We start from the raw sequence: 20,612 nt of genomic DNA on the forward strand, positions 1-20,612 counted from the left end.
GCAGGGTGACTCACCTTAGTCTAAAGCTGCTCTTCGACAAGCTGCGGGAGGCAGGAAGCAGGTCTAGCGTGACAATTTGATCAACCCGTTTTCATCAACTGATATTTTTTGTTCGGCCTGGAGGAAGTTAATCACCTGCCAGGCTTTTTCTTTTTAATACCATTGAGTTGCTGCAGTAAAGTATCGATGCTAATGGGGCTGACGCCTAGAATGCCGTTGATGCGCTGGTGGATCTGTTTAAAATCTTCGGCTGATAATGGCTGTTCCTGCCGGTTGCGGCAATTGTCGCAAATGCCACAATCGCGTACTGCTTTGTCGCCAAAATAGGCCGCTATGTATTGGCTGCGGCATTGTTTCTTTTCCCGGATATAACGTATAATGGCGGCTATCCTTTCTTTGTATTGTTGTTTGCGTTTTTCATAATCCGCCATATTGATAAACAGGTTTTCGGCTTTCACGCGTCGGCGCAGGAAGTAAAGCTGTGGTTTATCCTTCTGTGGTATATATTCAATGATGGCATTGGCATCCAGTATTTTTAATTGCTTCACCACTTCCTCCTGTTCTTTTCTGAGCAGGAAGGCCAGTGTTTTTTCGTGAATGCTTACCGGCACATCATAAATGCCCTCATAAGTCCTTAACAAGGTTTGGATAAGGGGTTCCAGTAAGGGGCTGCTTTTTTCAAATCCATACAACCACTCTTTACCGGTTACAAACTGTACTTTGGAAGGCAGGAATACCTGCTCATTAAAACTAAGCCAGCCATCCTGTTCCAGTGCCTTGAGGGCATAGGTGGTAAGCCAGGCATCCAGTTTGAACTTGCTGCCAAAGTCGGTTATGTCGAAATCATAATATACGCCTTCGCCCAGACCGGTAGGCACCTGGAGGTAGTTTACAATGGCCTGGTATACCAACCGGATATTGTCGAGGGTAGGGAACCGAACATCGGGCAAAGCTTGCAGTTCGTCCAGCTCTTTATTATCATACACCAATACAGCATAGGCTTTCTTCCCATCTCTGCCTGCACGACCTGCTTCCTGGTAATAGTTTTCCAGGCAATCGGGCACATCGGCATGGACCACGGTACGTACATCGGGCTTGTCGATGCCCATGCCGAAAGCATTGGTGCAAACGATGATGCGGGTTTGATCCTTTATCCAGGCTTCCTGCTTCTTGTTCCTTTCATCCTGCGTAAGGCCAGCATGGTAGTAATCGGCCTGGATACCTTGCATATTTAGCAGGTCGCTGATGGATTTGGTGCGTTTGCGACTTTTGCAATAAACAATAGCACTGCCGGGTACCTTCTGTAGTATATCGACAATCTTATTGTTCCTGGCCTCTTCCTCAAAAAAGGCTGTACGATAGGTTGGGCCTTTCAAAAGACTGGCGGTAGATATTGGGTTGGGCAAATTCCAGCTTCTCACAAATATCCTGTTGTACGGTGGGAGTTGCCGATGCCGTAAGGGCCAGGATAGGGACTCCTGGCAATTCTTCGCGCAGGGCGGCAATACGCAGGTAAGGTGGTCTGAAATCATAACCCCATTGAGAAATACAATGGGCTTCATCTACGGCAATGAGGCTTACATCCAATGCCGGCAGGTATTCTTTGAAGAGAGAGGTTTCCAGTCGCTCGGGTGATACGTAGAGGAACTTACAATTGCTATCAGTAGCCACCTTCAAGGCATTGATAACTTCCTTACGGCTCATGCCCGAATAGATGGCATAGGCTGTGATACCTTTCTTGCGCAGGTTCTGCACCTGGTCCTTCATCAAGGCAATCAATGGGCTAATTACCAAACACAATCCTTCCTGGGCCATGGCGGGCACTTGAAAGCAGAGTGATTTGCCGCCGCCTGTAGGCAGAAGGGCGAGGGTATCTTTCCCATCCAGGATGGAGGTAATAATCTCTTCCTGTAAGGGCCGGAAGGAATCATAATTCCAATAGTATTTTAGTATGGAGTGAATGTTGGACATGGAGGCGAAACGTGAGACGTGAAACGTCAATCGTGAAAAGGTCGCTGATCATTATAGTGGCTGATTGCCGTCGGAACACGATGACTGGTTCACGGTCAGGTTACTTTTTTAACAAACAAACGTACAGAATTAATCCCTAACACCACATCGCTTAATCCCATGACCAAGGCGCCGAAGGTGGGGGTGAGTAAACCAAAAGCAGCAACGGGAATGGCAATGATATTATAAAAGAATGCCCAGAACAGGTTTTGTTTGATGGTAAGAAAAGTATGCCGGCCCAGGCCCAATGAGAGGGGTAGGTTCCTGATGCCCTGGTTCATGAGCACTACATCGGCCGTTTGTACGGCTATCTGTGATGCCTCACTCAATGAAATCCCAATGGTAGCTTTGGCCAATGCCGGGGCATCATTAATGCCGTCGCCCACCATGGCAGTAGGACCTTGCAGGGTAAGGTCTTCTACCACTGTCAGTTTCTCTTCGGGTGTTTTTTCGGCAATCACTTCATCTATGCCGATGAAGGTGGCCAGTTGCTGACATTTAGCATAGCGGTCGCCACTAAGCAGGATGGTACGTATATTCCTGTGGCGCAGGTATTGTACAACCTGTATGGCTTCGGGGCGTATTTCATCTTTTACATCGATCCAACCCAGTAGTTCCTCATTTTTGAGGATGTATACATTGTGGCTTTCATCGCGGGTATGGGCCATGACAATGCGGTAAGAGCCTGCCTGGTATACATCGCCTTCTTTGGTGGTGGCTTTCATTCCCTGGCCCTTCACTTCGTCGATGGTTTGCCAGCGGATCACTTCCGGATGTTTCCATTCCGTGGCAATACTTTGCGCGATGGGGTGGTTGGAATATTTTTCCAGGGAAGTGGCTATCTTTTGAATTCGTCCAGGGTAATGTTGTCTGTTATCAGTTTGTAATCGGCTACTACAAATTTGCCGGTCGTGAGGGTGCCTGTTTTATCAAATACCACCTGCCTGATATTGCGGAACAATTCAAGGCTTTTGGCATTGCGGAAGAGGATGCCATTGCGGGCTGCCCTGCCCAGGCCTACTGCAATGGCGGCGGGCGTAGCCAATCCCATGGCGCATGGACAGGCAATAACCAATACGGCGATGCTGCGCATGAGGGAGGCAGTGAAGTTTTGCAGTACAATAAAGTTTACGATAAAGGTTACAGCAGCAATGCCCAATACAACAGGTACAAACACAGCGCTGATCTTATCGGCCATTTGTTGTACCGGGGCTTTTCGCCCTGAGCTCTTTTTACCAGGTTAATGATATTGGCCAGTACAGAGTCTTTCGCTTCTGTGGTAACCTGGGCCCTGATGGTGCCATCTATGAGGAGGCTGCCACCGATGAGGGTGTCTTTTGATTTTTTATGGAGGGGCATGCTTTCGCCGGTCAGGATGGCTTCATTTACCGTGGCTTCGCCGGATAGAATTTTACAATCAGCGGGTATCTGTTCTCCATTTTTGATGAGGATGAGGTCGCCAGGGCGGAGGGCGGTATTTTCTACTGGGAATACATTTTCCTGTCCTTCGTGGTAGGCGATCATATTGGCCATCACTTTTTGTGAGCGGGCCAGTTTATTCAAAGCGCGTTGGGTGGATTGTATGGAAGCATCTTCGAGGTAATTGCCCAGGAATACGAGGGTAATGACAGAGGCGGCTGTTTCATAAAAAAGAAAGCCGGTACCCAGGTTAAAGCCGGTGCCTATCAGGCTATATACAAAGGCGGCGGTGGCGCCAATGGCTACCAGCACATTCATGTTGGGCATGCCATTGCGGATGCTTTGGAGAGCACTGCGACCGAAGAAATCCATGCCTACAATAAAAACGGGTAAACAGAGTGCTAACTGTATCCAGGGGTTCATGAGCCAGTGAATAGCAACCCATTTGTCGAGCATGTGGAGCATGAGGGGCGCTGTAAACAGGAGGCAGAATAAGAAGCGTTGTTTGTGGTTGGACAGGAATTTTTTCCTGGCAGGGGGAATGGCACCCGTTTCGTCATGAACGGTATAACCTAAGGATTCGAGGCCCTTAACGATCTGCTGGCTGGTGGTGTTACCGCCATTGATGCCAAAGCTGACGTCGCCACTGGCCAAACTCACTTTAACATCTTCCATACCTTCTTTTTCAAGGTATTTGTGGATGGTTAACGCGCAGTTAGAGCAGGTCATGCCTTCAACTTTCCAATTCACTGTTTTCATTTACTAGCCGGGTTTTGATCTCGCTATGATATTACTGTTGATCAATGGGGATCAAACAGTTCATAGTGAATGGGTGTTCTTACAAGTTGGTTGGCAGTTCATAGAATTTCTATGGGACTATTGCGTTCAGGGGCTACTGCAAATTTACCGCGTAATGACGGGGTACGGCGTGAATCTACGATTAATATCTTTACTGGGTTGCAATTTCCTGTTAGTCTGGTCTTAAAACATGGTTCCCGGCTGTATCTTTGCGGCCTATGGAAATACGGTTCTCCTTGAGGGTATTCAGGATGCGGCCAGGCAGTTCTGGCAAGTGGCCGGGCAGGCAAAGGTCTACGCTTTTCATGGCGCCATGGGAGCCGGTAAAACCACTTTTGTTCATGCTTTGTGTGATGTGAAAGGGGTAAGCAGTACGGTAGGGAGTCCTACTTTTTCCATTATCAATGAATATGCCTGGCCGGGTGGAACGATGTTCCATATTGATCTGTATCGGTTGAAAGATGAAGACGAAGCTATACAGGCCGGGGTAGAAGATTGCTTGTATTCGGGCAAGATATGCCTGGTAGAATGGCCCGAAAGGGCCAAAGGGATCTTTCCGGATGATACGGTACCTGTTTTCATTGAGGCCCTTGATCCTCAAACCCGTCTTCTGAGGATCGGGGATAAATGAGTATATTTGATGGCTTTCGGCCATAAGTTTAAACAATAGCAACCTGAAAACTGAAAACGCTTCATGTCTCAGCAAAAACCGATCATCAGCACCTCTTTCAGTTACGAAACACTTGAAGAAAAACTTGATATAAAACCCAAGGGGGCTCAATTACATATTGGTATACCGAAGGAAACCGCTTTCCAGGAAAACCGGATAGCGCTTACGCCTGAGGCTGTAGGGGTATTGATCAGCAATGGTCATGAGGTGATCATTGAACACAATGCAGGCGAAGCTGCTCATTACCGCGACCGGGATTATAGTGAAGCGGGTGCGCGCATTGTATATGACAAGGCGGAAGTATTCAAATCGCCCATATTGGTGAAGAGTGCGCCTGTGGTGGAGGAGGACCTTCCTTACCTGCAATTTAACCAGGTGATCATTTCGCCCATCCATCTGTCGGCCATGAAGGCAGAGTTGCTGCAGAAAATGATGGACAAGCGCATTACCGCTATTTCATTTGAAACGCTAAAGGATGACAGTGATAGCCTGCCCATTGTACGCAGCATGAGTGAAATTGCGGGTAGTGCCGTGATGCTGATTGCGGCGCAGTACCTGGGTTCGGCCAATCATGGCAAGGGGGTATTGCTGGGAGGTATTTCCGGTATTCCGCCTACCAAAGTAATTATTCTGGGAGCGGGTATTGTAGGTGAATTTGCCGCCCGTGCCGCTTTGGCCCTGGGAGCTTCGGTAAAAGTATTTGACAACAGTGTATACCGCCTGAAGCGGTTGCAAAACAATATCGGTCAGCGTATGTGGACCTCTGTGATGGAACCACGCATCCTGGCCAAGCAGTTAAAGACCTGTGAGGTTGCCGTGGGAGCCCTGGCATCGCAAAGTGGCCGTACGCCGGTGGTGGTAACAGAAGAAATGGTGAGCAATATGCGCCCGGGAAGTGTAGTGATTGATGTGAGTATTGATCGCGGGGGTGTTTTGAAACATCTGAAATTACCAGTCATGAGCAGCCCATCTTTATGAAGTATGGGGTTATTCATTACTGTGTGCCCAATATACCATCGGGTTTTGCCCGTACGGCCTCTCAGGCCATTAGTAATGTATTGATGCCATTGTTGCTGGAAGCCGGCGACGAAGGCGGGTTTGAAAACCTGGTATGGCATAAGGTGCACCTGCGCAGTGGCATCTATATCTTCAAAGGGGCGCTTACCAATTTCCACCTGAGTCAGCGTTTTGATCTCAAGTATACGGACCTGAATTTATTGATAGCTAGTCAACGGTAAGTTAATTTGAAAATGGCTGCAATGTTTATTGCTGAGTTGGGCCGGGTAATTGTTTTCTACTTATAATCGAGTATACTGATCTTCTCTTTGCAGAATCCATATTCCTGGATATCATTACTACTTACAATAACGAGGCGTGTGGTGCAATAATCATTAATGAGTTGCTGGTAGAGGGCAATTCCTTCGGCATCGAGGTTGGTGCAAGGTTCGTCCAAAAGTACGCAAGGGACGTGGCTGAAGATGGCCTGGACCAGTTTGATGCGTTGTTTCATTCCACTGCTATAATAGCGAATCTGTTTGTGGGCGGCTTTGGCGAGGCCTACCACTTCAAGGGCCTGGGTGGTAGCAACGCCTGGCAGGAATGGTTTGAATTGGGTATGAAATGCCAGGAATTCGGTAGCGGTCATTTCTTCGATCACGTCGAGGTAAGGAGCGGCAATAGCGATGTGTTGATAAAGGTTGTCAATTAATCTGCTATTTCCGGTTTCCTGATGCTGGTTTCCGGATACTCCCACCTGATAACCAAGTGTTCCTTCACTCATCATCAGTGCGCCGCCTATTACCTGCAATAAAGTAGATTTACCCGAGCCATTGGGGCCGGTGATGGCATAGGCATTGCCAGAAGTAAATTCGTAATTGACGTTACGGAATATCCAATCGCGGTTGAATCTTTTGCCAGCTTTAGTCAGCGATATCTTCATCCAGGCTACCTTTTACATAGCGTTTGATGATACCACGACCACTTTCGCGGATGAAAGTTACGATCTCGTCGCGCTCATCTGTTGCGGGGAATTCTTCTTCCAGGAATTCGAGGGCCTGGCTGGTATTCATTCCTTTGTTGTAGATAACACGGTAAATATCGAGGATATGATTGATCTTGTCAATGGTGAAGCCCCGGCGTTTAAGACCTACCGAGTTGGCGCCGGAATAGCTCAATGGCTGGCGGCCAGCTTTAATATAGGGGGCACATCTTTGCCCACCAGTGAACCTCCGCTTACAAAGGCGTGTTGGCCGATCTTTACAAACTGGTGAACAGCACACATACCGCCCAGGATGGCCCAATCGCCTACTTCTACGTGACCAGCCAATTGGGTATTGTTGCTCAATACGCAATAATTGCCTACCACACAATCGTGTGCCAGGTGACTGTAGGCCATGATCAGGCTATTGTGCCCTACTTTTGTTTTCCAGCTATCTTTGGTTCCCCGGTTGATGGTTACAAATTCACGGATGGTGGTATTGTCGCCAATTTCCACAATGGTATCCTCTCCTTCAAATTTGAGATCCTGGGGCATGGCTGCAATAACAGCGCCGGGGAAAATGCGGCAGTTTTTACCGATGCGTGCTCCCTCCATGATGGTAACATTACTGCCGATCCAGGTGCCTTCACCAATTTCTACATTTTGGTGAATAACCGTGAAAGGATCGATCTTAACGTTGGTAGCCAACCTGGCATTGGGATGAATATACGTATGAGGATGGATCATTGTATTGACATTCTTAAGTGTAGCCTGAAATTGGCTTTTTGAGCTACAGACATCGGTTCCCCCTGGGAATCCGGCTGATGCTCGCCTGGCGTATACTTATGGATTGGTTGATGTTTGATATTAAATGATTGTACTAAAATAGACAAAAGTCATGCAATTAACCCCTATAATCAAATATAATTTATTCTGTTAAAGCGGGTTGCCTGCCTATAATTGCTTCGTTAGCCACGTTTTACCAGTTGTGCCATCAGGTCGCCTTCTGTGGCGATCTTATTGCCGATGTACACTTTTCCACGCATTTCACAGATACCACGGCGTATTGGAGCTAACAACTCCATTTTAAGGATCATAGTATCTCCGGGAACTACTTTTTGCTTGAACTTAACATTGTCAATCTTGAGAAAGTAGGTATCATATTCCCCAGGAGGCATGGCATTGATACAGAGAATACCGCCCGTTTGTGCGAGGGCCTCTACCTGTAATACACCAGGCATAACCGGGTTGCCTGGAAAATGGCCCTGAAAAAAAGGCTCATTAAAGGTGACATTCTTGATGCCTACTATGTGGCGATCGCTCAGTTCAATGATTTTATCGACCAATAAGAACGGAAAACGATGCGGTAACGTTTTTCTATTTGCTGTAACGTATAAACCGGCGGTTGGTTTGCATCGTATACAGGAATATCTTTTACGTGTTTATTCTTTTAATGTATTGCTTGATCTTGCGTGCAAAGTCAACGTTGGTGCTATGGCCCGGGCGATTGGCAATAATATGTGCTTTGATGGGATAACCGATCAGGGCAAGATCGCCAACAACATCCAGTAGTTTATGGCGGGCGGGCTCATTGGAAAAGCGCAACTCCAGGTTGTTGAGGTAGCCTTCGCTTTTTACTTCCATTTTCTTGCGGCCAAAGGCTTTGGCCAGGCGCTCCATTTCCCCATCGGTAACGGGCTTGTCTACTACAACAATAGCATTGTTGATATCGCCTCCTTTGATGAGGTTGTGCTCCAACAGGGCTTCCAGCTCATGCAGGAAAACGAAGGTGCGGGAGGAAGCTATCTCTGTTCTGAATTCCTGCATAGATTTAAGGCCGGCATGCTGGGTGCCCAGTACGGGGCTATTAAAATCTATGAGTGTAGTAATCTTGTATTCCGTTGCAGGAAGGGCAGTCATTTCTACCCTTTTCTTTTCGTCGTAGTGGGTGATATTGGTATCGATGGTATACCAGGCCTTGGCAGCTTCTTGTTCTACTACGCCGGTTTCCTGGATGATCTCTACGAAAGGGGAAGAGCTTCCATCAATAATGGGTATCTCCGGACCATTCAGTTCGATCAGGCAATTGTCTACGCCCATACCAACCAGGGCTGCCAGGATATGCTCTACCGTGCTCACTTTGGCTCCATTTTCTTCCAGGGTAGTACCTCGGGAAGTATCGGTAACCAGTTCACAATCAGCCTTAATAATGGGTTGACCGGGTAGGTCTATACGTTGAAATTGATAGCCAAAGCCAGCATTGGCTGGTTTTAAGGTCATATCCACGTTGATACCGGTATGTAATCCAGTACCTGAAATGCTTACTGCCGAGCCTAAAGTATGTTGTTTATCCGGATTGAAGGTAGCGTCCATTCTTGTTTTTAAAGGATGGCGCAAAGATAGCTGAAAGTTTGTTTGCCGGGCTTAGTTTGTCTGATTGTTTGGTATAAACGATTGTTAATGAGGGCTTCTACAGGCAACTACAGGTTTACTTTTTCTGCCAATAACTGTTGAACCAGCTTTTCCAGTTCCTTGATGCGTTTTCCATATCCGGCAGGTTGCGGCTGAGTGCCTGGCTGCGGAGGGTACTGGTATAATCAAATGCAGGTGAACCCGTTACAGCGGTATTGGGTGTTTTGATGGATTTGCTCACACCGCTTTGGGCATTGATGCGGGCGCCATCAGCAATAGAAAGATGGCCTACAATACCTGCCTGACCTCCAATCATGACATTATTGCCCAGCTTGGTACTGCCGCTTACACCTGCCTGTGCAGCTATAACTGTATTGTTACCCACTTCTACATTATGGGCTATCTGGATAAGGTTATCCAGTTTAGCGCCCGATTTAATAAGGGTAGATCCCATGGTGGCGCGGTCAATAGTAGCATTGGCACCTATCTCCACAAAGTCTTCTACGACTACATTGCCAATCTGGGGTACTTTTTTGAAGCTGCCATCGGCCTGGGGAGCAAAGCCAAAGCCATCACTGCCTACAACGGTACCGGCATGAATGGTTACATTTTTACCAACCACGCAATCATGATACACTTTCACGCCGGGATGGATAATGGTATTGTCGCCAATCTTCACATTGTCGCCAATGAAGGTATTGGGGAATATTTTTACATTATTGCCCAGGGTTACCTGCTCACCAATATAGGAGAATGCGCCTACGAAAATGTTTTGTCCCAGTTTAGCCGATTTGGCAATATAGCTGGGCTCCTGGATACCGGCCATTTGTTGAGTAACCATTTCCTGGTATTTCGACAGGAGGGTGGCAAAAGCGGTATAAGCATCCGGCACACGCAATAGGGTGGCGCTCACGGGTTGTTTTAGCTCCTGGGAAGCATTGATGATGATGATAGACGCACTGGTAGTATACAAATGGTCTTCGTATTTGGGATTGGCCAAAAACGCCAGTTGTCCTTTTGAGCTTCTTCAATCTTTCCGAAGGAACCCACAGCGGCATTGGCATCGCCTTCAATGGTTCCGTTTATGAGCATGGCTATCTGGGCGGCCGTGAATTGCATGGTTGTGTTTTTTGGAGCTGTGAGCTATGAATACAAGCTGCGAGCTGTGCTCCTTGAGCTGCGAGCTAAAACAGCAAGGTCTCTGCCCGCTGCCTGAAGCTCAAGCCTCGAAGCTAGTTTAAAAAGCAAATGTAATATTTTTTCACAGGGCTGGCGAGTGCCTGATGGATCAAAGCATTGTCGACCCGGGAAATATCTTTTACGGAGCCATCTTTGAACAGAATATTGATCTTTTCCTCGCGGGGATCGTAGGTGGTATTTTCGGCTACGCCGCCAAAAAGAAAGTAATGGCAATCCCGTTCCTCAATTTGCATTTCGCGGCAAATCCTATTCCGTTGTTCTTCCATCCATTCAGTATTAACAGGAGTGGCTGTTAATTTAACTTTTAGCAGGCGGCGGGTAACCAGGCAGTGGCAGAGCTTGGCTAATACCTTATCCTCATGGAACATCCAGTTTTTGATGGTAGCCAGTACATCGTAATCATCCAGCAGGCAAAATTGTTCCAGGTGGGCCTCAATGGAAGTAACGTTTTCGTGGTTTTGTAGGAAGAAATCAAATACGGGAGAAGTGGAGGTAACGGTAACTCCCCGGGTAATTAATTCCTGGGCTCTTTCAACAATTTTCACCAACATTTTCTCTGCACAGAGTACGGTTTTATGGAGGTATACCTGCCAGTACATCAGGCGGCGGGAAACCAGGAATTTCTCAATGGAATAAATGGCTTTTTCCTCTACCATGAGCTCCCCATCCTGCACGGTGAGCATTTTGAGGATGCGATCGTAACCAATCACCCCTTCGGATACACCGGTAAAGAAACTATCGCGGGTGAGATAGTCCATGCGGTCTACATCCAACTGGCCCGAAATGAGCTGGTGGAGGAAGGGTTTGGGGTATTTATTGGTAAAAATGTCAATGGCCAGGGTCAGCGCTCCATCCAGTTCCTGGTTTAGTATTTCCATGATCCGGATGGAGATTGTTTCATGGTGGATACCCTTCAGCAGTTTATTTTCCAGGGCATGGGAGTAGGGGCCATGGCCAATATCGTGTAGCAGGATGGCAATTTTGGCGGCTACCTCTTCCTCAGGGGTAATACTGACCCCTTTATTTTTTAATTCGTACAGGGCATTACACATGAGGTGGTAAGCTCCCAGGGAATGGTGTAAGCGGGTATGGACGGCGCCGGGATATACCAATTGGGCAAATGCCATTTGATGAATACGCCGCAAACGCTGATACCAGGGATGGGCTATTACCTTAAAAATAAGCGGATGATCGAGGGTAATAAAGCCGTAAACAGGGTCATTTATAATCTTTCTGATGCCGGATGCCATTTCGCTGCTTGCTGTTTTGTTAAAATTACTACCAAATGGAGCGGACAAAAGTACATATTAACTGATTGCACCGGGAATAATGTATTTTGGGAGTCGGGAAGACGGAAAGTCGAGAAGTCCGGAAGACCGGAAGACCGGAAGTCGGGAAGTCTGCAAGAAAAACAGCAACATCACTATTGTATTACTTACCGACTTTCAGACTCTACTGACTTTCGGACTATTTGAGAGCGTGGCTTTTGAATTGCTGAAGATTAATGTAGACAACCTTTATAAACAACAACATTTATTAAAAATTTTACATGGCATTAGGAAAGATACTCTGGGTAGATGATGAAATAGAAAGCTTACAATCCCAAATCCTTTTTTACAGAACAAAGGGTATGAAGTCAGCGCACTAACCAATGGTTTTGATGCGGTAGATTTTGTGCGGGATAATATCGTAGACGTGGTATTGCTGGATGAAACGATGCCGGGCATTACGGGACTGGAAACAATCGCCAAAATTAAAGAGGTAAATCAGCACATTCCGATCGTAATGATCACCAAGAATGAAACGGAAAACCTGATGGATGAAGCCATTGGCAGTCAGATCACCGATTACCTCATCAAGCCGGTAAACCCCAATCAGGTATTGCTGAGCCTGAAAAAGATCATTGACAATAAAAGGCTGGTGGCCGAAAAGACCACCACGGCTTACCAGCAGCAGTTCCGCAACTTATTCATGGCCCTGAACAGCAGTCCGGATTACAATGAATGGATGGATCTTTATAAAAAGCTGGTGTACTGGGAACTGGAGATGGAAAAAGTGACAGTCCGGAAATGCAGGAGGTGTTCCAGTCGCAGAAAAGTGAGGCAAATAATGAGTTTTTCAAGTTCATTTCAAAGAACTATACCAAGTGGGTAGGTCCTAAATCGGTAGAAGGGCCGGTGATGTCGCATACCCTGTTTAAATACAAGGTAATGCCGCATGTAGAAAAAGGTACGCCTACCTTTTTCCTGTTGATCGATAACTTGCGATTTGATCAATGGAAGGCTATTCAACCCATATTTGCCGAGAGCTTCCGGATACTGGAAGAAGAAAGTTTTTACAGTATTCTGCCTACGGCCACGCAATATGCCCGTAATGCCATTTTTAGCGGATTGCTGCCCATGGATATTGAGAAGAACTACCCGCAACAATGGAAGAATGATGATGAGGAAGGTGGGAAAAACCTGTTTGAGGAGGAGTTTTTCCGGTCGCAATTAAAACGTATGAAGCGGGATGATGTGCGTTTTTCCTATACCAAGATACTCAATAACCAGGCGGGTCAGGACCTGGTTAACAATATCCATAACCTGCTGGTGAATGACCTCAATATCATCGTGTACAACTTCGTTGACATGCTAAGTCATGCGCGTACGGAAATGGAGGTATTGAAGGAACTGGCGGGGATGAGATCAGCTATCGTTCTGTCACCAAAAGCTGGTTTGAGCATTCGCCTTTGCATCAGGCCTTGAAGAGAATAGCCGACAAGAAGATCAATATTGTGCTGGCTACAGATCATGGTAGTGTGCGGGTGAAAACGCCGGCCAAGGTGATTGGCGACAAGCAAACCACCACCAACCTGCGTTATAAGCATGGCCGCAATCTGAATTATGAGCCCAAGGAAGTATTGGCATTCCGCGATCCTAAAGAGGCGGGTCTGCCGGTGCCCACGGTTAATTCGTCTTTTATTTTTGCCAAGGAAGACTTGTTCCTCTGTTATCCGAATAATTACAATTATTACGTGAATTATTACCGCAATACCTTTCAGCATGGGGGGTGAGCCTGGAGGAAATGATCGTGCCGGTGATCAAGATGACGAATAAATAGGCGAGTGGGGAAGACAGCTACGAGCGGCGATCTTCGAGCAAATACAGATTGGCGAGGCAATTGGGAAAGGCTAATTAAGAGGTGATAAATAGGGGAGCGGGATGGAGGCAGCACTATTTCAGGGTATTTTTAACGTTTATTGTGAGAAGTGGATGATTTTCTGTCCACGAGGTGTGGAAAACATTAATAGTCGATAATCTGTGTACCGCAGACATTTGGCTAATTTTGATAGTGAACTTTGGTAGTACGACTATGAAATATACCCAGAACACATTAGATAAGATTGAGCGGATACTGGATGAGATGGAATATGTGGTTCGCTATGAGCGGGGCAATTTTCAGAGTGGCTATTGTATCCTGGAAGCCAGAAAAGTGGTGGTGTTGAATAAATTCCTTCAAATGGAAGGGCGTATCAATACCCTGATCGATATTATTCCCCAAATGAATATAGATCCCGATATACTTTCTACGGAGGTGCGTAAAACCTACGAAGATGTACTGGCCAGGCATGCAGCAGCAGAGAAGGAGTAAATCATACCCCCATACTTCGTATTTTTATTCTGTGAGTTATCCTTCATTAAAGATTACATTCCTTGGAACGGGTACCAGTAGTGGTGTACCTATGATTGCCTGTGATTGTCCGGTTTGTCAATCTTCTGATAAAAAGACAAAAGATTAAGGGCTAGTATCCTGGTACAGTCGGCCAATACTACCCTGGCGGTAGATGCGGGTCCCGATTTCCGTTACCAGATGTTGCGGACTAATGTAAAACACCTGGATGCGATTGTATTCACGCATCCGCATAAGGACCATGTAGCGGGATTGGATGATGTGCGGGCCTTTAATTTCTTCTCGCAGCAGCCGATGAAGGTATTTGCCAATGAAATGACGCAGGAAGTGATCATCCGGGAATTCCCTTACGCTTTTATGAAACCCGGTATCCCGGTTTGCCGGAGATCCAGCTTACAACTATTGACCTCACCCCTTTCATGGTGGGAGATATCCTGGTTACCCCAATACAGGTATGGCACCTGAAAATGCCGGTAATGGGTTTCCGTTTTGGGAAGTTTACCTATATCACCGATGCCAATAATATTGAAGCTGCCGAAAAGGAGAAGATCCGGGGCAGTGAAGTACTGGTACTAAATACCTTGCGTAAGGAAAAACATATCTCCCATTATAGTCTCTCCGAAGGAATTGAAGTGGCCCGGGAACTGGAGGTGCCCAACACTTATTTTACGCACCTTAGCCATCAGATGGGCAAACATGCTGATGTGGAAAATGAACTTCCTGCAGGCTGTCACCTGGCCTGGGATAGCCTGGAAATAAATCTATAAAATATTTATATCGTATATAGCTGTATAGGCTGGTGGTAACGCTGCCGGCTACTCCATTACTATACTATGAAAAACCTCAAGGAATATTTCACGTTTACCAAAAAGGAACGAACAGGCATCATTGTATTACTGGTGTTGATTCTGGCCACCGTTCTCATCCCCTACTTGTTGCCTCCACAGGCTCTTCAAACCGACAAAGTTGCTTTTGAAAAACTACGGCAACAGGTGGCCGCCCTGGGGGCGATCAAGGATTCGGGCAGTGGGGAAATATACCGGGCCGTCACAACCAGCCGGGTGGAGGAAAAGTGGGAAAGTGGAACAGGGGAGGAGACGGAATTATTTGAATTTGATCCCAATACTTTGCCGACAGCGGGTTGGAAAAAGCTGGGGCTGCAGGCGCGTACAGCCAATACCATTCATCATTATTTAGCGAAGGGGGCAATTCCGCCAGCCCGAAGACCTGTACAAGATCTACGGGTTGAAGAAAGCTGATGCTGACCGGCTGCTCCCTTATGTGCGGATAGCCGGACCGGCTCTGAAGCATTTTCCGGCCCGTCTAAGCGTCGATTCTGGCACCAGGAAATATAGAAGAGCGTTTGCTAAACCAGCTATCCTCGATATTAATATAGCTGATACTGCAGCGTTCATTGCATTATGGGGAATTGGCAGTAAACTGGCCCAGCGCATCATTAATTTCAGAGAGAAGCTGGGCGGCTTTCATACCATTGAGCAGGTAGGAGAAACCTATGGCCTGTCCGATTCCACCTTTCAGCAGATCCGTGCTTTTTTGGATTGTCCCTCACCGAAGCTACGTATTATCAATATTAATACAATCGATCCTTCCTTATTGGCAAAACATCCTTATATCCGCTGGCCCCTCGCCAATGCCATCATTCAATACAGGGACCAGCATGGGGCTTTTTCAACTGTGGATCAGTTATTGCAACTCCAACTTGTTACGCCTGAAATACTGGGCAAAATACGGCCTTACCTGGCCGTTCAGTGAGGAGGAAATATTTATATTATTTTAGTGCTAACAATTGTTAGTTTTTCAAAAATAGTATTATCTTGCAGCAGCCTCTAAGGGTTCTTGCCAACGAATTTATCTTATGAATTTCGAGACTTCTGAATTAACACAACAGGTAGCACAGACTGCCCGGGATTTTGCGCAGCAACATATTAAACCCTATGTAATGAATTGGGATGAGAGCCAGGAATTTCCTATCCAGGTATTCAGGGAAATGGGAAAACTGGGCTTGATGGGTGTGATGGTTCCTGAAAAGTATGAAGGAGCCGGGCTGAGCTATTTTGAGTATGTAGCTATTTTGCAGGAAATCAGCAAGGTATGTGGTTCTATTGGCCTTAGTGTGGCCGCCCACAATTCTCTTTGTACGGGTCATATTTTGGCCTTTGGCAATGAGGAACAGAAGCAAAAACACCTGCCTAAACTGGCTACTGCGCAATGGCTGGGCGCCTGGGGTTTAACGGAACCCAATACCGGGAGTGATGCAGGTAATATGAAAACCACGGCGGTGCGGGATGGCGATCATTGGGTGTTGAATGGCACCAAATGTTGGATCACGCATGGTAAAAGTGGTGATGTAGCCGTAGTGATTGCCCGGACGGGTGAACCGAGAAGTAAGGACAATGCCACTGCTTTTATAGTAGAGCGTGGTACACCTGGTTTTTCGGGTGGTAAAAAGAGAATAAGCTGGGTATGCGCGCCAGTGAAACGGCCGAAATGATCTTTGATAATTGCCGTATACCGGATGCCAACCGCCTGGGTGAGGTAGGAGCAGGATTTAAACAATCCCTGAAAGTATTGGATGGCGGACGTATCTCTATTGCAGCACTGTCGTTGGGTATTGCGAAAGGGGCTTATGAAGCATCCATTCAATATTCGAAAGAGCGTCACCAGTTTGATCAGCCCATTTCTAATTTCCAGGGTATTTCATTCAAGCTGGCAGATATGGCTACAGAAATTATGGCTGCGGAATTGCTCACCCATCAGGCTTGTGATTTGAAAATTCGTGGTCAGCAGATGACCAAAGAAGCGGCAATGGCTAAATACTATGCCAGTGAGGTGGCGGTGAAAGTGGCCAATGATGCAGTACAAATATTCGGGGATATGGTTATACCAAGGATTTCCCGGTTGAAAAATATTACCGCGATAGTAAGTTATGTACTATCGGAGAAGGTACCTCTGAAATCCAGAAACTGGTTATTTCGAGGGAAGTTTTGAGAGCCTAAAGGTTACGAAAGGTTGCTTGTCACGTCAAGAGGCTCCGTTGGTTGCGGGGCCTTTTTTATTGTCGTTGCGTCAGCCGCTTTGTATGACAGTAAGAGGCTTGGAATAATAAAAATATATAATGTATCAATGTGTCGATGACCGTTAGGGTTTAGGTGTTTATTTCTTGCCTGCTGGTTGTTTGGGTTGTAACTTTAGGGTATGAACAAAGAAGTCGCATATGTATGGCAGGGCTTCTTGTTGTTGTTAGTAATATTGGCTGGTTTGGGCATTGTTGAGAAACTGGCAACCGCAAAACCTACCCTTTCTTCCGATGCTTCCCTTGTTTTGGCGAACGAACAAAACAATTCCTCTTCTATTGCTGCTTATTATAATCCACGGGGACAAGCGCTGTTCAAGGCATATTGTGAACCGTGCCATAATTTAACCAGGCATGCTGAAAACTTCGATTTACCACGCGTGCAGGACAGGGTACCTGACCAGCAGTTGCTGCGTGGCTGGATACGCAATAGTGATTCAGTATTGAAGACGGGCAATCGTTATTTTAATGAGCTCTATGAAAAGTGGAATAAGGCTGGTATGCCGCCTAATCCGAACCTAACTGATGCAGATATTGATGAGATCCTGGAATATATCTGGCGGTTCAGGAAGTAGCAACCTTGTTAAAAACCTTTTATATGAATAAGGAAGTCGGTTATGTTTGGCAGGGCTTTTTTCTTTTGCTGGTGATATTGGCCGGTATGGGGATTGTCCAATTATTGGCCTCAATAAAAGAACCTGTTGAACAAGATACATTAACTGGTAATGCCATTGAGCAGCCAATAGCGTACATAGGTAGTTCAAATGAAGGCAAAAAAATATTTGACGACTATTGTGCTCAATGCCATAATGTAATGAAAGACATGACGGGACCTGCTCTGAGGGGTATCGAAGAACGGGTTAAAGACAAGAAGTTATTGTACAATTGGATCAGGAACAACCCCGCTGTTCTAAAATCAGGCAACCGTTATTTTACTGATCTATACAACCAGTGGAATAAATTGCCAATGAATGTTTTTCCTAACCTGACCGATGAAGAAATAGGAGATATACTTTCTTATATACGCCAATACATAGTAGCCGCACCCAGCCCTGCAGCTCAAACAGTAATAATAGAATAGGCCGCTTGCTTAGGGCATAAAGTCGTCGTCGTTCTTCTTAGCGTACTTATCGAATACTTTGTCGATCGCGCCGCCGAAGATGGGGAACTTTTCTTTGGCAAAGTTTTTCACGATCTCCACTGCTTTATAAGCCTGTTGTTCGGTAAGGCCCTCTGCCATGAGTTTTTGATCAGCTCATCCATTGTGTGTAGAATTTAAGTTAGCTACTAATAGAAAAGAGGCATAGTTGCCTATGCCTCTGTAAATTAATGGAAATATGTTTATGAAGCCTAGGCTACTTTCAGCAGGCTCATTTTGCTCTTATCGAATTTCTTCACGGCATATTCCAGGGTAAGGTGGAATACCTGTTGTTTGGAAGAAGGCATTTCAAACATGGCATCGGTAAGGATGCTTTCGCAAATGCTGCGCAGACCCCTTGCTCCCAGCTTGTATTCAAGGGCTTTGTCGACCATGAAATCCAGCACATCATCATCCACATTCAATTGGATATTTTCCAATTCAAACAGTCTCTTGTATTGTTTGAGCAATGCGTTCTTGGGTTCTGTAAGGATAGAACGCAGGGTTGGCTTATCCAGCGGATTGAGGTGGGTAACAACGGGTAAGCGGCCGAGTAATTCAGGGATCAAACCAAATGACTTCAGGTCAGTGGCGTTGATATACTGCAGCAGGTTCTTTTTCATATGCTCCTGCAGGTCCTTGTTTACATTAAAGCCGATGGCATTGGTATTTACCCGGCGGGCAATTACCCTGTCGATACCATCAAATGCACCACCACAAATAAAGAGGATATTCTGTGTGTTGATCTTGATGAGCTTTTGTTCGGGGTGTTTACGGCCTCCCTGGGGTGGTACCAATACATCGGTTCCTTCCAGTAGTTTTAACAGACCTTGTTGCACGCCTTCACCGCTCACATCGCGGGTAATGGAAGGATTATCGCCTTTGCGGGCAATTTTATCGATCTCATCTATGTAAACGATACCCCTTTCGGCAGCAGGAACATCGTAGTTACAAACTTGCAGCAAGCGGGTGAGGATGCTTTCTACATCTTCTCCTACATAACCAGCTTCTGTAAATACGGTAGCATCTACAATAGCGAAAGGAACGTTGAGTAATTTGGCAATGGTTTTCGCCAGCAGGGTTTTACCTGTACCGGTTTCGCCTACCATTACGATATTGCTCTTTTCAATGTCTACTTCACCTTCGGCGACCTTTTGTTGGAGGCGTTTGTAGTGATTGTAAACGGCTACTGCCAGTACTTTTTAGCATCATCCTGGCCGATCACATATTCATCGAGGAAGCGTTTTACTTCCACTGGTTTTTTTACGTTCAGCTTGAAGGAGGGTGAAGCGGCAGGTGTTTCACTACGGATCATTAGTTCCTGCTCAATGATCTCCCGGGCATGCTCTACACAGTTCTCGCAAATATGCCCTTCCTGACCGGCGATAAGGATCTTTACCTCATCACGGCTACGCCCACAAAAAGAACAATGTAAGGTTGTCTTTGCCATTATTATATTAATCTCCGGCTACAAAGGTATTTAAAGGGAGCTCTATATCCAACTAAATAGCCTGCAGGCGGTATATTGGGGGATTTGATAAAGCTCAATGTTGTTAAGTATTGAGTTTTAAAGTGTTATATTTTCTCGACGAGCTTGTCTACGATACCGTATTCAACTGCTTCTTTGGCATCCATCCAGTAATCACGGTCAAAATCTTTCATGACCTGATCGAACTTTTACCGCAATTCTCGGCTAGAATCCTGGCACTGATCTCTTTTACCCTTTTGGTTTGTTTGGCCTGAATTTCCAAGTCGGCACTAACACCTTGAATATGACCACCCAGGCTTGGCTGGTGGATCATTACTTCACCATGGGGGTAGATATAGCGACTGCCCTTGGTACCGCCACTTAAGAGGATGGAACCCATGGAAGCTGCCAGACCCATGCAAATGGTACTTACAGGGCTTTTAAGCATCTTCATGGTATCATAGATCACCATACCGCTGGTTACAATACCACCGGGGCTATTGATAAAGAACTTGATCTCCGTGCCAGGCTTGTCAGCATCGAGCAACAACAATTTGGCGGTTACATCCCTGGCTGATTTGTCGTCAACGACGCCCCAGAGGTAAACACCACGGGTTTCAAAGAAATATTGCTCCAGCTTTTTGCTGAACATCATGAGGTCCGACTTGGGCTGCTCTTCCTTTTCGTCTTCATCGTCCATGTGAAAAGGCAGTACTGAATATTTTGAGTAGTTCATATATTAAACTGTTGTTT

25 protein-coding genes and 4 pseudogenes are annotated in these 20,612 nt (G+C 46.3%); 13 read left to right on the forward strand and 16 right to left on the reverse strand.

Translation table 11 applies throughout. The features are described from left to right. Positions 1 to 131: 131 nt before the first annotated feature. The 5 genes from RS881_RS07100 to RS881_RS07120 all read right to left on the reverse strand — a co-directional run bounded on the left by RS881_RS07100 (position 132) and on the right by RS881_RS07120 (position 4,188). Positions 132 to 1,421: a RecQ family ATP-dependent DNA helicase gene (locus tag RS881_RS07100; RefSeq protein WP_315820436.1), complete on the reverse strand. Its 1,290-nt coding sequence runs from the start codon at positions 1,419 to 1,421 to the stop codon at positions 132 to 134. After that, the gene (locus RS881_RS07105) at positions 1,342 to 1,971 is read right to left on the reverse strand and encodes a RecQ family ATP-dependent DNA helicase (protein ID WP_315820437.1); all 630 of its coding nucleotides are present in this window, start codon (positions 1,969 to 1,971) and stop codon (positions 1,342 to 1,344) included. Before RS881_RS07105 ends, RS881_RS07100 begins: the two co-directional genes overlap by 80 nt. 95 nt (positions 1,972 to 2,066) lie before the next feature. Then, the gene (locus RS881_RS07110) at positions 2,067 to 2,912 is read right to left on the reverse strand and encodes an HAD-IC family P-type ATPase (RefSeq protein ID WP_315824385.1); all 846 of its coding nucleotides are present in this window, start codon (positions 2,910 to 2,912) and stop codon (positions 2,067 to 2,069) included. Then, complete coding sequence (locus tag RS881_RS62205) at positions 2,849 to 3,208, reverse strand: HAD-IC family P-type ATPase (protein ID WP_315820438.1); 360 nt, start codon at positions 3,206 to 3,208, stop codon at positions 2,849 to 2,851. The genes RS881_RS07110 and RS881_RS62205 overlap by 64 nt, the downstream gene beginning before the upstream one ends. Further along, positions 3,151 to 4,188, reverse strand: a complete 1,038-nt coding sequence (locus RS881_RS07120; protein WP_315820439.1) for a heavy metal translocating P-type ATPase — start codon at positions 4,186 to 4,188, stop codon at positions 3,151 to 3,153. The genes RS881_RS62205 and RS881_RS07120 overlap by 58 nt, the downstream gene beginning before the upstream one ends. A gap of 229 nt (positions 4,189 to 4,417) precedes the next feature. Between RS881_RS07120 and tsaE the strand changes: the two genes are divergently transcribed. Continuing rightward, positions 4,418 to 4,858: a tRNA (adenosine(37)-N6)-threonylcarbamoyltransferase complex ATPase subunit type 1 TsaE gene (gene tsaE / locus RS881_RS07125; RefSeq protein ID WP_315820440.1), complete on the forward strand. Its 441-nt coding sequence runs from the start codon at positions 4,418 to 4,420 to the stop codon at positions 4,856 to 4,858. Positions 4,859 to 4,921: 63 nt separating this feature from the next. Beyond that, positions 4,922 to 6,135 (forward strand): annotated as a pseudogene (locus tag RS881_RS07130) (alanine dehydrogenase). 56 nt (positions 6,136 to 6,191) lie between these two features. Here the strand turns inward: RS881_RS07130 and RS881_RS07135 are convergent. From RS881_RS07135 to RS881_RS07165, 7 genes are all read right to left on the reverse strand, one after another. Continuing rightward, the gene (locus RS881_RS07135; RefSeq protein ID WP_315820441.1) at positions 6,192 to 6,836 is read right to left on the reverse strand and encodes an ABC transporter ATP-binding protein; all 645 of its coding nucleotides are present in this window, start codon (positions 6,834 to 6,836) and stop codon (positions 6,192 to 6,194) included. After that, the gene (locus RS881_RS07140) at positions 6,817 to 7,071 is read right to left on the reverse strand and encodes a hypothetical protein (protein WP_315820442.1); all 255 of its coding nucleotides are present in this window, start codon (positions 7,069 to 7,071) and stop codon (positions 6,817 to 6,819) included. The genes RS881_RS07135 and RS881_RS07140 overlap by 20 nt, the downstream gene beginning before the upstream one ends. Further along, positions 7,068 to 7,622 carry an acyl-ACP--UDP-N-acetylglucosamine O-acyltransferase gene (gene lpxA / locus RS881_RS07145; protein ID WP_315820443.1) on the reverse strand — a complete coding sequence of 185 codons (555 nt, stop codon included), beginning with the start codon at positions 7,620 to 7,622 and terminating at the stop codon, positions 7,068 to 7,070. The genes RS881_RS07140 and lpxA overlap by 4 nt, the downstream gene beginning before the upstream one ends. Positions 7,623 to 7,843: 221 nt before the next feature. Then, entirely contained in the window at positions 7,844 to 8,221 is a 378-nt protein-coding gene (gene fabZ, locus RS881_RS07150; RefSeq protein WP_315820444.1) for a 3-hydroxyacyl-ACP dehydratase FabZ, read from the reverse strand. Between the two features lie 88 nt (positions 8,222 to 8,309). Further along, positions 8,310 to 9,272 carry a UDP-3-O-acyl-N-acetylglucosamine deacetylase gene (gene lpxC, locus RS881_RS07155; protein ID WP_315820445.1) on the reverse strand — a complete coding sequence of 321 codons (963 nt, stop codon included), beginning with the start codon at positions 9,270 to 9,272 and terminating at the stop codon, positions 8,310 to 8,312. A gap of 91 nt (positions 9,273 to 9,363) precedes the next feature. After that, positions 9,364 to 10,287: a UDP-3-O-(3-hydroxymyristoyl)glucosamine N-acyltransferase gene (lpxD, locus tag RS881_RS07160; protein ID WP_315820446.1), complete on the reverse strand. Its 924-nt coding sequence runs from the start codon at positions 10,285 to 10,287 to the stop codon at positions 9,364 to 9,366. Positions 10,288 to 10,519: 232 nt separating this feature from the next. After that, entirely contained in the window at positions 10,520 to 11,737 is a 1,218-nt protein-coding gene (locus tag RS881_RS07165; RefSeq protein ID WP_315820447.1) for an HD domain-containing protein, read from the reverse strand. A gap of 421 nt (positions 11,738 to 12,158) precedes the next feature. Here RS881_RS07165 and RS881_RS62535 point away from each other — a divergent pair. From RS881_RS62535 to RS881_RS07225, 11 genes and pseudogenes are all read left to right on the forward strand, one after another. Next, positions 12,159 to 13,231: pseudogene (locus RS881_RS62535) on the forward strand (response regulator); the annotation flags it as partial. Continuing rightward, entirely contained in the window at positions 13,231 to 13,542 is a 312-nt protein-coding gene (locus tag RS881_RS07180; protein ID WP_315820449.1) for a PglZ domain-containing protein, read from the forward strand. The pseudogene RS881_RS62535 and the gene RS881_RS07180, both read left to right, overlap by 1 nt. Before the next feature lie 299 nt (positions 13,543 to 13,841). Next, a complete protein-coding gene (locus RS881_RS07185; RefSeq protein ID WP_315820450.1) occupies positions 13,842 to 14,120 on the forward strand; it encodes a hypothetical protein in 279 nt (92 codons plus the stop codon). Between the two features lie 183 nt (positions 14,121 to 14,303). Then, the gene (locus tag RS881_RS62210; protein WP_315824387.1) at positions 14,304 to 14,624 is read left to right on the forward strand and encodes an MBL fold metallo-hydrolase; all 321 of its coding nucleotides are present in this window, start codon (positions 14,304 to 14,306) and stop codon (positions 14,622 to 14,624) included. Then, positions 14,579 to 14,926 (forward strand): MBL fold metallo-hydrolase, encoded by a 348-nt coding sequence (locus RS881_RS62215; RefSeq protein ID WP_315820451.1) that lies wholly within the window; start codon positions 14,579 to 14,581, stop codon positions 14,924 to 14,926. Before RS881_RS62210 ends, RS881_RS62215 begins: the two co-directional genes overlap by 46 nt. Positions 14,927 to 14,992: 66 nt before the next feature. Continuing rightward, positions 14,993 to 15,418, forward strand: a complete 426-nt coding sequence (locus RS881_RS07200; RefSeq protein ID WP_315820452.1) for a hypothetical protein — start codon at positions 14,993 to 14,995, stop codon at positions 15,416 to 15,418. After that, entirely contained in the window at positions 15,405 to 15,932 is a 528-nt protein-coding gene (locus RS881_RS07205; RefSeq protein WP_315820453.1) for a ComEA family DNA-binding protein, read from the forward strand. The genes RS881_RS07200 and RS881_RS07205 overlap by 14 nt, the downstream gene beginning before the upstream one ends. Positions 15,933 to 16,035: 103 nt before the next feature. Continuing rightward, complete coding sequence (locus RS881_RS07210; protein ID WP_315820454.1) at positions 16,036 to 16,671, forward strand: acyl-CoA dehydrogenase family protein; 636 nt, start codon at positions 16,036 to 16,038, stop codon at positions 16,669 to 16,671. Then, positions 16,668 to 17,176, forward strand: a pseudogene (locus RS881_RS07215) (acyl-CoA dehydrogenase family protein). The gene RS881_RS07210 and the pseudogene RS881_RS07215 overlap by 4 nt, the downstream one beginning before the upstream one ends. A gap of 199 nt (positions 17,177 to 17,375) precedes the next feature. Beyond that, a complete protein-coding gene (locus tag RS881_RS07220) occupies positions 17,376 to 17,828 on the forward strand; it encodes a c-type cytochrome (protein WP_315820455.1) in 453 nt (150 codons plus the stop codon). A gap of 23 nt (positions 17,829 to 17,851) precedes the next feature. After that, the gene (locus tag RS881_RS07225) at positions 17,852 to 18,334 is read left to right on the forward strand and encodes a c-type cytochrome (protein WP_315820456.1); all 483 of its coding nucleotides are present in this window, start codon (positions 17,852 to 17,854) and stop codon (positions 18,332 to 18,334) included. A 9-nt stretch (positions 18,335 to 18,343) separates the two neighbouring features. Here RS881_RS07225 and RS881_RS07230 read toward each other — a convergent pair whose 3' ends face one another. The 4 genes and pseudogenes from RS881_RS07230 to RS881_RS07245 form a co-directional block, all read right to left on the reverse strand. Beyond that, entirely contained in the window at positions 18,344 to 18,493 is a 150-nt protein-coding gene (locus RS881_RS07230) for a hypothetical protein (protein ID WP_315820457.1), read from the reverse strand. A gap of 110 nt (positions 18,494 to 18,603) precedes the next feature. Next, a complete protein-coding gene (clpX, locus tag RS881_RS07235; RefSeq protein ID WP_315824388.1) occupies positions 18,604 to 19,587 on the reverse strand; it encodes an ATP-dependent Clp protease ATP-binding subunit ClpX in 984 nt (327 codons plus the stop codon). After that, positions 19,578 to 19,841 (reverse strand): ClpX C4-type zinc finger protein, encoded by a 264-nt coding sequence (locus tag RS881_RS61545; protein WP_315820458.1) that lies wholly within the window; start codon positions 19,839 to 19,841, stop codon positions 19,578 to 19,580. The genes clpX and RS881_RS61545 overlap by 10 nt, the downstream gene beginning before the upstream one ends. Before the next feature lie 125 nt (positions 19,842 to 19,966). Then, positions 19,967 to 20,595 (reverse strand): annotated as a pseudogene (locus RS881_RS07245) (ClpP family protease). Between the last annotated feature and the right edge of the window lie 17 nt (positions 20,596 to 20,612).

Origin of the sequence: Paraflavitalea speifideaquila (genome assembly GCF_032395985.1) — a bacterium.
In the GTDB taxonomy this organism is placed as follows: domain Bacteria; phylum Bacteroidota; class Bacteroidia; order Chitinophagales; family Chitinophagaceae; genus Paraflavitalea; species Paraflavitalea speifideaquila.